This is a genomic window from Puniceispirillum sp. (SeqCode) (genome assembly GCF_965657105.1).
Lineage (GTDB): Bacteria > Pseudomonadota > Alphaproteobacteria > Puniceispirillales > Puniceispirillaceae > Puniceispirillum.
Genome location: NZ_CBFHNB010000067.1, coordinates 1 through 11,729, shown reverse-complemented (window position 1 = coordinate 11,729; position 11,729 = coordinate 1). Strand labels below are relative to the sequence as shown.

At 50.9% G+C, this 11,729-nt stretch carries 12 protein-coding genes and 1 pseudogene; 4 read left to right on the top strand and 9 right to left on the bottom strand.

Going from position 1 to position 11,729, the window contains the following annotated elements; translation table 11 throughout:
- From ACTF7Q_RS09125 to ACTF7Q_RS09090, 8 genes and pseudogenes are all read right to left on the bottom strand, one after another.
- Positions 1–382: pseudogene (locus ACTF7Q_RS09125) on the bottom strand (metFprotein); the annotation flags it as partial.
- Positions 383–577: 195 nt separating this feature from the next.
- Positions 578–895 (bottom strand): virulence factor, encoded by a 318-nt coding sequence (locus ACTF7Q_RS09120; RefSeq protein WP_438997532.1) that lies wholly within the window; start codon positions 893–895, stop codon positions 578–580.
- 16 nt (positions 896–911) lie between these two features.
- Complete coding sequence (locus tag ACTF7Q_RS09115; protein ID WP_438997533.1) at positions 912–1,529, bottom strand: DUF1638 domain-containing protein; 618 nt, start codon at positions 1,527–1,529, stop codon at positions 912–914.
- A gap of 13 nt (positions 1,530–1,542) precedes the next feature.
- Positions 1,543–2,247, bottom strand: a complete 705-nt coding sequence (locus ACTF7Q_RS09110) for a corrinoid protein (protein WP_013045959.1) — start codon at positions 2,245–2,247, stop codon at positions 1,543–1,545.
- 211 nt (positions 2,248–2,458) lie between these two features.
- Entirely contained in the window at positions 2,459–3,046 is a 588-nt protein-coding gene (locus ACTF7Q_RS09105; protein ID WP_438997531.1) for an inner membrane-spanning protein YciB, read from the bottom strand.
- 41 nt (positions 3,047–3,087) lie between these two features.
- The gene (gene dusA / locus ACTF7Q_RS09100; protein ID WP_438997530.1) at positions 3,088–4,101 is read right to left on the bottom strand and encodes a tRNA dihydrouridine(20/20a) synthase DusA; all 1,014 of its coding nucleotides are present in this window, start codon (positions 4,099–4,101) and stop codon (positions 3,088–3,090) included.
- A 62-nt stretch (positions 4,102–4,163) separates the two neighbouring features.
- Positions 4,164–4,490 carry a DUF1491 family protein gene (locus ACTF7Q_RS09095; protein ID WP_438997529.1) on the bottom strand — a complete coding sequence of 109 codons (327 nt, stop codon included), beginning with the start codon at positions 4,488–4,490 and terminating at the stop codon, positions 4,164–4,166.
- 43 nt (positions 4,491–4,533) lie between these two features.
- Positions 4,534–4,707: a DUF1674 domain-containing protein gene (locus ACTF7Q_RS09090; protein ID WP_438997528.1), complete on the bottom strand. Its 174-nt coding sequence runs from the start codon at positions 4,705–4,707 to the stop codon at positions 4,534–4,536.
- Positions 4,708–4,841: 134 nt separating this feature from the next.
- Between ACTF7Q_RS09090 and ACTF7Q_RS09085 the strand changes: the two genes are divergently transcribed.
- The 4 genes from ACTF7Q_RS09085 to purH all read left to right on the top strand — a co-directional run bounded on the left by ACTF7Q_RS09085 (position 4,842) and on the right by purH (position 11,202).
- On the top strand, positions 4,842–6,314 hold the full coding sequence (locus ACTF7Q_RS09085) for an RsmB/NOP family class I SAM-dependent RNA methyltransferase (RefSeq protein WP_438997527.1): 1,473 nt from the start codon (positions 4,842–4,844) through the stop codon (positions 6,312–6,314).
- 201 nt (positions 6,315–6,515) lie between these two features.
- Positions 6,516–8,066: a heparinase II/III family protein gene (locus ACTF7Q_RS09080; RefSeq protein ID WP_438997526.1), complete on the top strand. Its 1,551-nt coding sequence runs from the start codon at positions 6,516–6,518 to the stop codon at positions 8,064–8,066.
- 108 nt (positions 8,067–8,174) lie between these two features.
- The gene (chrA, locus tag ACTF7Q_RS09075; protein ID WP_438997525.1) at positions 8,175–9,494 is read left to right on the top strand and encodes a chromate efflux transporter; all 1,320 of its coding nucleotides are present in this window, start codon (positions 8,175–8,177) and stop codon (positions 9,492–9,494) included.
- 133 nt (positions 9,495–9,627) lie between these two features.
- Complete coding sequence (gene purH / locus ACTF7Q_RS09070; RefSeq protein ID WP_438997524.1) at positions 9,628–11,202, top strand: bifunctional phosphoribosylaminoimidazolecarboxamide formyltransferase/IMP cyclohydrolase; 1,575 nt, start codon at positions 9,628–9,630, stop codon at positions 11,200–11,202.
- Here purH and ACTF7Q_RS09065 read toward each other — a convergent pair.
- Positions 11,199–11,729 (bottom strand): NUDIX domain-containing protein (locus ACTF7Q_RS09065; protein ID WP_438997523.1); only part of this gene is annotated, 531 nt, incomplete at its 5' end. The genes purH and ACTF7Q_RS09065 overlap by 4 nt on opposite strands.

The window sequence follows — 11,729 nt, the reverse complement described above, 5'->3', positions numbered from 1 at the left end:
CATATTTCTGAATCAAACCCGTGTTCAGCACTTCGATGCTGGAGGCAAACTGACCAACCGGATTATCAACACCACCGCCAATGACCAAAACTTCGCTAACGCCTGCTTTCTGGGTGAACGCCGACAATAATGCATCAAGTTGGTCAATATCTTTCAATGACCGCGCAGCCAGATGCGGCACCGGATTCATGCCATCATTATGCAAGCGTTGGGCAACCGCAACCGTATCCATTGGATCACTGCCAGGCAGGAAAGTGACATTAACTGTCGTGCCAGGTGCCAGACAATCAGCAAAGCTGTCGATTTTTGACGCTCCATTAGGCGTCACTTCGATTGACCAGTCAGTCGCGGCGGCTTGGATTTGTTCAATAGTAGCGGACATTGGTAACCTCAAAACTCATTTATTATTGAATCTATATACGACAATTATTGATCGCATAACAATTAAGCAGAAAGACCATCGTCTTTTAGCATCAATCAGGATGGCTTGGCGACGCCTTTCTATCTTCCATTTACGACATCTAAAACAAGTATAATTTCGGTCATACGGCGCTCAAAAATAGTCCGTTTGCAATGCCTAATTATTGGGCTGGAAACCACCATTCTCGACCAGAAGCTTTACCCTTTCAGATGGATAATCATGTTCGAGCTTTTCAGCATGCAATTTGGCTTCTGCATCAAGATCCTCACCGCATGTAACCGGATCAGCACGACGCCATTCGGCCAGATAATCATCTGTTCCATCAGCCCCATCGCGCATCGCCGCCGCGTCAATCGCAATCGAGAACCGCTTGGGAAGTTCAATTTTTGCCTGTTCACGATTCCGGCCACGTCCGCGTTCGGCAATGACCTGTGCAGGAATATCGCGCCAATACAGGGTGATTAAATTAGCCATGTTAGCCCCCGTCGAGTTAACTATTTACCGCGTTAGCCGTCTGGCTGGCGGCCCCAATAAAATTTGTAAATGCACCATATCCAGCAAAACGATAGTCAAAATCAAGTGCTAACATCGCTGCTGCCGCGCGGGCCTTGGCCACCAAGGCCGGATCCTCGGTCTGGGCGATATATAATACGCGTTTGTAATTGCCAAAATACATGTCGCGTAACTGTGGGTGCTGGCGCAATCCCATGCCCTTCATGACCAGACGTTCAAAATGGCGCACCATATAATCAGTCAGGAAAAAGGTGCCAAGCTCGGCTTCCATTTCGGCGTCAAAATCAGGCTTACCCAAGAACATTTCATAGCAATGCGGGCCAGGAATACGCGGGATTGATTCGGATTCCAGATAGGCGTCAATGGCGCCACCTGTTCCGCAATCACCATATATCACAACGACATTACGGCCAGATTTTTTGGCAGCATCAATTTTCTGCTTCAGACCTGGCACAATTTTTTCTGGATGGTTATGCCATATCGCTGGCAAGCATGTGAGTTCAACCGCACCAGCCGGTAATTGTTTGGTAATATCAAGAATTTCACGCGCCAAAGCACCGCAGGCAATCATCAAAACGCCTGCCGGTGCCTCCATATGCGTTGATGGACTAACCAGCCGCCTGTTCTTTCGCACGACGCGCCGCAATCATTTCTTTAGCCGTTTCGACAGCCACCGCCGCATCACGGCAATAGGCATCAGCACCAACCGAGTCAGCAAAGGCTTCGTTCAAAGGTGCGCCGCCAACAAGCACGATATAATCATCGCGAATGCCTTTTTCGATCATCGCATCAACGACAACTTTCATATAAGGCATGGTTGTTGTGAGCAAAGCCGACATGCCAAGAATGTCCGGCTTATGTTCCTCAAGCGCCTCAAGATAATTTTCAACCGGATTGTTAATGCCAAGATCGATGACGTCAAAACCGGCACCTTCAAGCATCATAGAGACAAGGTTTTTACCAATATCGTGAATGTCACCTTTGACCGTGCCAATGACCATTGTGCCGACACGTGGCGCGCCTGTTTCAGCCAGAAGCGGGCGAAGCACAACCATGCCAGCCTTCATGGCGTTTGCCGCCATCAAAACTTCAGGCACAAACAAGATACCATCGCGGAAATCAATGCCGACAATGGTCATGCCTTCGACAAGTGCCTTGGTCAGAACTTCATAGGGTGTCCATTTGCGCGCAAGCAGAATATTGACACCTTCGACGATTTCGTCCTGCAGACCATCATAAAGATCATCATGCATCTGTTGGACAAGTTCGTCGTCATCTAGGTCAGCAAGGATAATTTCATCTTCGTCAGCCATTACGTGACTCCTGCATCGGGCTTTCGCCTTTGATTGATCATATTGATACAGCGCATATTATGAGCTTACACACCACATCACTCTGAATTCTTGCGATATTCATGTGCTACAGTTTGAAGCTGACGCGACTTTTTATGCTGTTTTTGCGACATCATGTCTGAATCAGCTTCACAATTAGATTTTTTGTCCAGCTAGTAGCCAGATATATTACCTAATCTTCGATCTGATGTTTCTGCAAAAGCGGCACGCTGATAATCACAAAAACCAATGAAATGCCAGTGATGCCAAAGACTTTAAAGGTAATCCAGTCATCCGTACTAAGGACACGCCATGCAATTTCATTTGCCACCCCCGTGGTCAAGAACATGAGTGCCCATAACCAGCTAATCAGCCTCCAGCCTTTGTCAGTCAGCTTCATCTGCCCACCCATAATGGCGGCAAGCGGATTACGCCCTATAAGCCGGCCACCTACAATTGCCGCCGCCAGAAGAAACGTCACCACTGTTGGCTTGATTTTGATAAATAGTTCATTGTCAAAATACAGGGACAGGCCACCGAAAAACACCAGCGCCAGACATCCAAAGGCCGCCATCATCGGTATCCGGCGTTCTAGCCGCCAACTAATTGCCAGCGCAATAAGCGTAGCCCCAACCAGAACCTTTATGCTGAACATCAAATCATGATAAAGATAATTTGCACCAAAGAATAATAGCAATGGCCCCATATCAAGTATAAAGCGGCGGCCAGAATGCGCTGGCTTTTCAACGTGGCTGTCGGTGGATAGTTTCGGTTCGGTCACAATTTTTTCCTATTGAGTGAGTGGATAAAGCACGAGATAGATCACGCTGCAAGCTGCGCAGCAAGCGCTTCGCAGGCAGTTGCCGTTTCACGGATAAGTTGGCCACCGTCGGCTGAGCGCAAACGCGCATCTTCGCCTAGGCTCCGGCGCCAAAGCTTGGCACCGCGCTGCCCATTATAAAGCCCAAGCATATGCCGGGTGATCGCATGAAGGGGAACATCCGCGGCGGTTTTAACATCTGCGTAATCAGCCATGCTAGCGGCAATGTCTGCGCGACTAGGCGGCATAGTACCGAATAATTCATAGGCAATCTGCGTCAAAATCATCGGCGTTTTATAAGCCGCGCGCCCCAGCATCATGCCTGCGAAATCTGGTGCTAATTCCCGCGCTGTATCGAGTGTGACTATGCCACCATTAATATGAACATCAATCGCAGGAAAGGCACCAACAAGGCGTTTGACGCGGTCATAATCCAAAGGCGGAATATCCCGGTTTTCTTTAGGGCTAAGACCTTTCAGCCAGGCTTTGCGGGCATGTACATATAATAATGTGACACCAGCATCAGCCACCGCGTGGGTAAAGGCATCAAGCCCAGTTTCGGAATCCATATCATCAATGCCAATCCGGCATTTAACCGAAACCGGCACATCGAAACCTGCCGTCACTGATGCCATGGCGCTACAACATTCGGCAACCAAGTCAGGCTCGGCCATAAGGCAAGCACCAAAACGGCCAGATTGCACACGATCCGACGGACAACCGACGTTGAGATTAATTTCGGCAAAACCGTAATCCATCGCAATTCTGGACGCTTTTGCCAATTTTTCCGGATCACTGCCGCCAAGCTGCAAAGCCAAAGGATGCTCAGCCTGATCATGCCCTAGTAAACGTTCACAATCACCATGGATGATTGCATCCGCTGTCACCATTTCGGTGAATAGCAACGCGTCAGGCGCAACAAGACGAAGGAAAAAACGGCAATGCCGGTCTGTCCAATCCATCATCGGTGCCACCGACAGGCGGCGATCAATATGCTGTCGGTTGTGATCCGTCATGCATGCCTTATACGACAAAAAATCGAAAAAATCTAACCTTGTGGGGGCGTGGGACTAAGGCGCTAAATAACGTCAAAAGGATTGCGGCCTTTGGGGTCATCCACCGCCAGCACAAAAGCATCAGGATCACGGCTAATTTCCTTATCAAGACGCGCGCGTGCCGTGTCAGCATCAACCCAACCGGCACCCGTGATCGGCTGCCAATTATAGGCACCGTCAAAATCTAAAATACGTGCCAGAATTTTATGCTGATCAAAGCCTGCATTCATATGAATGAATATGGCACCTGCATCCGCATCACCGCGGCGCACCAGAACGCAATCGATCAATTCCTGACTGGCATAGCGCAATGCCGCCGCAACCAACATGCCCGACTTCAGCCGCGCCATATCAACCAGCCCTTAGCCACCAAAACGAACATCGAGAGATCGTCTAAAAGTCACTACACCGGCCTTTTTGTTCCCAATCGCCATAACGGGTGGGTTCGGGGCCTTTGGGACCATTGCGTTCAATCGGCACCAAAGATTCAGTCACCGCATCAGGCTGGATGGGCTTTTTATCATCCGTGGATGGTGCATTAGTCGTGTTTTTCTTGTCTCGTGTCATGTTAAGGTATATGCCCCTTATCACTGCCAAAAACAAGGCAGCTCGGTATATTGCCGAGCATACCGCATGACATACTGTGATGCAGGCTGTTTTAAGGACAGTTCGTGAAGCACCTTTTGAAGATGGAACACCCAATGAGTGATGACGCATCCAAGCCTGTAGCCACAGCATTACCAACCTTAAAATTAAAGCCTAAAGCGCCCAAGCCAGGCATAAGAGCGCAAAAGCCAGCCAGCAAACGGGGGGCAAAACCAGATATGGGAAAGGCAAAAGCCAAACCCAAAATGGCAAAACAACCAAAACCTGACAAACCTGATACACAATCGATTCTAAAAAGCCGGCAAATCTGCTATGAATTGCTATGCGCTGTTGAAGCGGGAAGCCAGCTTGACCATGCGCTGACAGCTCAAGAAGATATAAGCAAACTCGATGATCGTGACCGCCGCTTTGTGCGTTTGCTGGCAACCACGTGCCTGCGCCGCCGTGGACAAATTGAGAAGGTTATCGCGCCGATGATATCGCGGCGACCTTTTGGTGCACAAGCCAATGCAAATTTGATTCTGCTGATGGGCGCCGTACAGTTGCTGATATTGAAAACAGGGGCGCATGCCGCCGTCGATAGCACTGTTGAATTGATGCGCCAATCAGGTTTTGAGCGGCTATGTGGCATGGCCAATGCGGTTATGCGACGACTGACACGCGAAGGTGATGCCCGTTTTGAAACAACAGCACCTATTGACAATCTTCCTGACTGGCTTTTGCAAAGCTGGAACGATCATTGGGGGCATGATGCCACCAGCAAACTTGCCGACATGGCGATGAATCCGCCACCGCTTGATATTTCAGCAAAGGCCGATCCCGAAACCATGGCAAGCAGGTTAGAAGGTACAATGATCGATAATTACACGATCCGCCGTGCCTTTGATGGCGACCCGTCGCGCCTTGCCGGTTTTGCCGATGGCGAATGGTGGGTTCAGGATGCCGCCGCCGCCCTGCCAGCAAGGCTTCTTGGCGATGTCAAGGGTAAGGACGTTATCGATCTATGCGCGGCACCAGGGGGGAAAACAGCTCAGTTAGTCGCCGCTGGCGCCACTGTCACAGCGATTGACAGTGGTCGCAAACGCATTGACCGATTGCGGCGCAATCTAGGTCGATTGGGTATGAAAGCGACCTTAAAACAGGTTGACGGACGACAGTTCGTGCCCGATATGCCGGTTGATGCCATTCTGCTTGATGCGCCCTGCTCGGCCACGGGCACCTTGCGTCGCCGCCCCGATATTCTGGGACGACGCCAGCCTGAAGACATCGAGTCATTGCAAAATCTGCAATGGGAACTGGCAACAACCGCGCTAGGCTGGTTAAAGGCTGGTGGGCAACTTGTTTATGCAACATGTTCGCTGCAACCCGAAGAAGGCGAGGAAATGATTGCCGCGATTATCGACGCTGGTGAAGACAAAATCGTTATTGACCCCATTACCCCCGATCAAGCCGGTATTTTTGCACGGTCGCTGACCAAAGACGGCACATTGCGTATCCTACCACATCAATATGACGATATCGGTGGGGTGGATGGATTTTTTGCGGCACGTCTTATTGCGCTGGTGTAACTAGTTTTTAACGGTCATGTGATAGGTTTATGTTAATCTTATTATTAGGACATGACCCAACGCCAATGATCTCAATACAATTTGCTGAATGACAACTGTCTGCATTAAGGTTCTCAAAGGCAATCTCTGGATAGAGCGTAAATTTACTGTATGGCATTGCATGAAAACCATATAAAGCCGGGGCAAAGTAAGGCATGGAAGGTGGGCAGGCTGGAACAGCTGTTTCGCCGTAGTGGCTTGTTCCGGTGGCCATTGGCACGTCATGAGCGTGCTATAATCAATGGCGGTTTGCAGGATAACTGGCGTGGTAATGCGGCTGATGGTTCGGTATTTTTAAGCGCAGCACATGCTGATAGCGTTCAAACCCAATCATTTCACAATTTCAACTGGCTTCGCGATTTACGCGCACGCGGCGGTAATGACGCCCGCACAGCCGCCCGCAGGCTTATCGAAGCCTGGCTAGACAAAAATCACAACTGGCATCCCGAATACTGGCAACCTGATGTCATGGGCACGCGCTTATCCAATCTGTTGTTCTGTTATGGTTGGTATGGCGTATCTGCTACTGAAGAATTTCAGAACAAACTGGCCGCATCGGTTGCCCGGCAAGCCCATTGTCTGGTATTGGACTGGCGGCGGCTTAACAGTAAAGATAGTCAGATCACCGCGCTCAAGGGGCTGGCTGTTGCCGAAGCTGCGCTTGGCTGTTCACAAGATGAGATGCAAGCGCTATTAGATATCGCAATACCACGAATCGAAGCCCAAATTTTTGACGATGGTGGCCATAAAAGCCGGATGCCTGAAACGCATTTCTATATGTTGCGCGATCTGATCGAGTTTAGAAGTGCATCAGCCTTTGCCGGGCTGGGCGAAGATAAAACGCTGGATCATATCATTGGCAAAATGGGTGCTATTTGCCGTATGTGGCGGCATGGCAACGGGTCATTTACGCATATGAATGGCGCCGGCATTGTGGCCGCTGAATTGATCGATGAAACACTTGCCCGCGCAGGATCACGCGGTAAAGTTCTACAACATGCTCCCTATTCTGGTTTCATGCGCTTTTCATCGGGTCGCTCAACCATCATCATGGATATTGGCGCCCCATGTGATGAGGCCAATATCACCGGATTTGGCACATTGGGGTTTGAATTTAGTTTTGGATCAAATTTGCTGATTGTTAATCCCGGGCAACCGCCTATTGGCGAAAACCTTCATCGATTGCTTTGCTCAACATCGGCGCATTCAACGCTGAGCCTTGATGGACAGAATTCGTCATCATTTGGCGATAATCGCATCGCCAGCACAAGCGATATTGAATTTGGTCAGGTTGATGGCGGATTAATGACAACAGCCAGTCATAGCGGCTATGAAAAATCACATGGCATTGTGCATCAGCGGACATTGTATCTGGCCACAAATGGCGGCAATCTGCGCGGGGCTGACCGGCTGGAATATACTGGCGCGCCTGGCGAATTACCACGTCAGGCAATTATCCGCTTTCACCTGCATCCGAAAGTCAGCGCCGCCATTTTGGGCAATGGCCGCGTGCTGATGAAGATCCGCGGTAACCGGATAGGTTGGATTTTCAAAGCTGGACAATGCAACGTTTCGATCGACACATCTATCTATTTTGACGCTGGCATGCGCCAATCAGCACAACAGATTGTTCTGACCGCGCCAATGACGAATATCCGGTCGGTTGGCAGTCAGCACATAAAATGGGCGTTCCAGCGCAACGACACAGTTTAAGTAAAATTAGCTGTAATAAATATTTCGTGAAGATAGTGTAGTTATTAACGGTCATGCTTTTTTATGACGCCTTGTTTTGCTGGGCACGGGATGGCATGAATTAAAGCCATGACTGGGTCACAAGTAAGGAATAGTGTCGTGAAACAAGCAAGCCCATCGATTACCGATAGCTTCTGGCTCTGGCTGAAAATCGGACTATTATCCTTTGGCGGTCCTGCAGGACAAATGGCATTGATGCACCGCGAAATTGTCGAGCGCAAAGGCTGGTTAAGCGAAAAGCAATATCTCAATGCGCTGGGGTTTTGCATGCTGTTGCCTGGTCCCGAAGCGATGCAGCTAGCCACCTATGCTGGATGGCGTCTGCATGGGGTTCTGGGCGGATTAATTGCCGGATTGCTGTTCGTCATTCCCGGGGCGCTGGTGATATTGGCACTGGCAACCGGATATGTGGTGTTTGGCACTAACAGCCTTGTTGCGGCGCTGTTTCTGGGCATTAAATCAGCGGTTGTCGTCATTGTCATTCAGGCCCTTATAAAGGTCGGGCGACGCGCCTTGTCAGGCTGGCATCACTGGCTGATCGCGTTCGGTGCATTCCTGGGTATTTTCGCCCTCAACCTGCCTTTTCCCCTGATTGTTGGTATTGCCGCGATCATCGGCTTCATGCAGGGGCAATCATCACCAGACAGTGACAGCATGGCGCATCGCGCTAAGGCGCGATCAATACGGCCAAAATTGACAGATGCCGCGCGTCCGGCGGTGTTATGGCTTATCATCTGGCTGTTACCTCTGGTGCTAGTCGGATTGGTCGATGACCGTGAGATATTGGCGGCGATAGGCGTATTTTTCTCGAAGCTGTCAGTGGTGACATTTGGCGGTGCCTATGCCGGTCTTGCCTATCTTGGTCAAGATGTTGTTGATAAATTTCACTGGCTGACCACAACCGAAATGATGGATGGGTTGGGGTTGGCTGAGACTACGCCGGGACCGTTGATTCTGGTGACCGAATTTGTTGGCTTCATCGCCGGATATCGCAGTGACGGCGAAACCAGCTTTGTCTATGGGGTAGCTGGCGCGATGGTTGCGCTATGGGCAACCTTTGCCCCGTGCTTTTTATGGATATTTGTTGGCGCACCCTATATCGAATGGATCACCGCGCAACCGCGATTGCAATCAGCACTAGCCGCAATAACGGCAGCTGTCGTCGGGGTGATTGCCAATCTGTCAATCTGGTTTGCCGCCCATGTGTTTTTTGCCGATGTGGTCACCCAGTCCTTTGGCTTTGTGCGAGTCATTGTGCCATCGACACCCGATATCATCGCCATAGTTATGGCTGGCGCTTCGGCATTGATGCTGTTCCGGCTGAAATGGGATGTCTGGTATATCGTGCTGGCGGCGGCAATTATGGGCTGGGGTATGAGCTTTATCTAGTTCGTCATAAAGCCTACATAATCCGGATAATCCAAGCGCCAGGTAATTGCCTTTTGGGCTAGCTTGGGTCATAACCTAGCCTAATGGATCTTTGATCTGGAATTCGTCTATTCCCTGTTTCACTGCTGGACATATGACTATGATACGCCCTATCCGCCGCGCCCTTTTATCAGTTTCAGACAAGACCGGCCTTGCCGCATTTGCCGCCACTTTAGCCGCCGCAGGAATCGAGCTGTTATCGACCGGAGGCACGGCAAAAATGCTACGCGAAGCCGGACTGGATGTGACCGATGTTTCGGCTGTTACCGGCTTTCCCGAAATTATGGATGGACGTGTCAAAACATTGCATCCGAAGATTCATGGCGGATTGCTTGCGCGGCGCGATAATGACGCCCATCTTGCCGCAATGAAAGCCGAGGCTATCGACGATATCGATCTACTGGTGGTTAATCTATATCCTTTTGAAGCCACTTTAAAGCGCACCGATGACCGCAGTGAACTGATAGAAAATATCGATATTGGTGGGCCCGCGATGATCCGCGCCGCCGCAAAAAACCATGACTTTGTGACCGTTATCTGTGATCCGGATGATTATGAGGTAACAGGATCAGAAATCGTAACCCACGGTGGCACCAGCCTTGTGCTTCGCCAGAAGCTTGCGATGACTGCCTTTGCCCGTACCGCCGCCTATGACAGCGCGATTGCTAACTGGATGGCATCAGATGAAGCTAATTTGCCCAAGAGCACAAGTCTTGCTGGCACCCGCGTCAATGCCCTGCGTTATGGCGAAAACCCGCATCAGCAAGCCGCCCTCTATAGCCATGGCGACGACCGCCCGGGCGTGACCAACGCGCGCCAGCTTCAGGGCAAGCCTCTATCCTATAACAATATAAATGATACGAATGCGGCTTTTGAACTGGCCGCCGAATTTGAGGCGCCAACAGTGGCGATTATCAAGCACGCCAATCCGTGCGGTGTGGCCAGTGCCGACAGCATGATCGAAGCATGGCAACATGCGCTGGCCGCCGATCCAGTCAGTGCCTTTGGCGGAATCGTCGCGTTGAACCGGCCACTTGACGAAGCGCTGGCTCATGCCATCACCAGCATTTTCACTGAAGTTGTGATTGCGCCAGACGCATCGGAAGCGGCAATCGCCGTTATGCAGGCTAAACCCAATCTGCGGCTGTTGCTAACCGGGGCGATGCCTGATCCGGCGATATCTACGCCTATTTTCAAATCTGTAGCAGGCGGATTTCTGGTGCAAACACGCGATCATGGCGTCATCACCCGTAATGATCTGAAAATCGTGACTAGGCGCATCCCGTCTGATGCCGAAATTGACGATATGCTGTTTGCGTGGAAAGTCACCAAACATGTCAAATCGAACGCGATTGTCTTTGTCAAAGATGCCATCACAGCAGGGGTTGGCGCTGGTCAGATGAGCCGGATAGATTCGGCGCGCATCGCCGTGCAAAAGGCGGCAGATATGGCCAAGCTAAATGGCTGGAACAGCCCACGCACAAAAGGATCGGTAGCCGCATCGGACGCATTTTTCCCGTTTGCCGACGGGCTGGAAGCGATTGCCAAGGCTGGTAGCACGGCGATTATCCAGCCTGGTGGATCAATGAAAGATGACGAGGTGATCGCGGCAGCCGATGACGCCGGTCTGGCGATGGTCTTTACCGGCATGCGGCATTTTAATCATTAAGGGCGATGCGGCTGAACTGCTTTTAGCACCTTGCGCATCAGGCTAGGCAGGTCGGCGGCACGTGGAGTGACCCAGCTAGCATCAATTCCGTCAGGCAGAACAGATTCAACACCTGCATCAAGCCGCGTCACGGCTATCTGCATATCCAGTGCAAAATGCGTAAAGACATGCTGGACAGGATCATCAAGAAGCGTCCAGTCAGACGCAAAAGGCGCATCGCCAAGATCAGCGATCCTGTCAGGTGCACGGTGATCCCATCCCGCCGAAGGAAAGGCCAGCATTCCACCCAGCAACCCTTTATCCGGACGTTTGACAAGCAGACAACGCCCCTCGGTATCAAAAGCCACAAAGGCAATACCGCGACGTGTCGGTTTTGGTTTTTTAGCGGCCTTTACCGGAAAGCTAGTGGCACTACCATGCCGCCCAGCAACACAGGATGTGGCAAGCGGACAGTGGCTACATCCGGGGGCTTTGACGGTGCAGACCGCATTGGCAAAATCCATCAATGCCTGCGGAAAATCGGACGG

What these genes read in the sequence shown, in the direction of transcription:
- ACTF7Q_RS09120 (WP_438997532.1), bottom strand. Translation starts at nt 895, where the DNA reads ATGGCTAATTTAATCACCCTGTATTGGCGCGATATTCCTGCACAGGTC.
- ACTF7Q_RS09115 (WP_438997533.1), bottom strand. Translation starts at nt 1,529, where the DNA reads ATGGAGGCACCGGCAGGCGTTTTGATGATTGCCTGCGGTGCTTTGGCG.
- ACTF7Q_RS09110 (WP_013045959.1), bottom strand. Translation starts at nt 2,247, where the DNA reads ATGGCTGACGAAGATGAAATTATCCTTGCTGACCTAGATGACGACGAA.
- dusA (WP_438997530.1), bottom strand. Translation starts at nt 4,101, where the DNA reads ATGACGGATCACAACCGACAGCATATTGATCGCCGCCTGTCGGTGGCA.
- ACTF7Q_RS09095 (WP_438997529.1), bottom strand. Translation starts at nt 4,490, where the DNA reads ATGGCGCGGCTGAAGTCGGGCATGTTGGTTGCGGCGGCATTGCGCTAT.
- ACTF7Q_RS09090 (WP_438997528.1), bottom strand. Translation starts at nt 4,707, where the DNA reads ATGACACGAGACAAGAAAAACACGACTAATGCACCATCCACGGATGAT.
- ACTF7Q_RS09085 (WP_438997527.1), top strand. Translation starts at nt 4,842, where the DNA reads ATGAGTGATGACGCATCCAAGCCTGTAGCCACAGCATTACCAACCTTA.
- chrA (WP_438997525.1), top strand. Translation starts at nt 8,175, where the DNA reads ATGACTGGGTCACAAGTAAGGAATAGTGTCGTGAAACAAGCAAGCCCA.
- purH (WP_438997524.1), top strand. Translation starts at nt 9,628, where the DNA reads ATGACTATGATACGCCCTATCCGCCGCGCCCTTTTATCAGTTTCAGAC.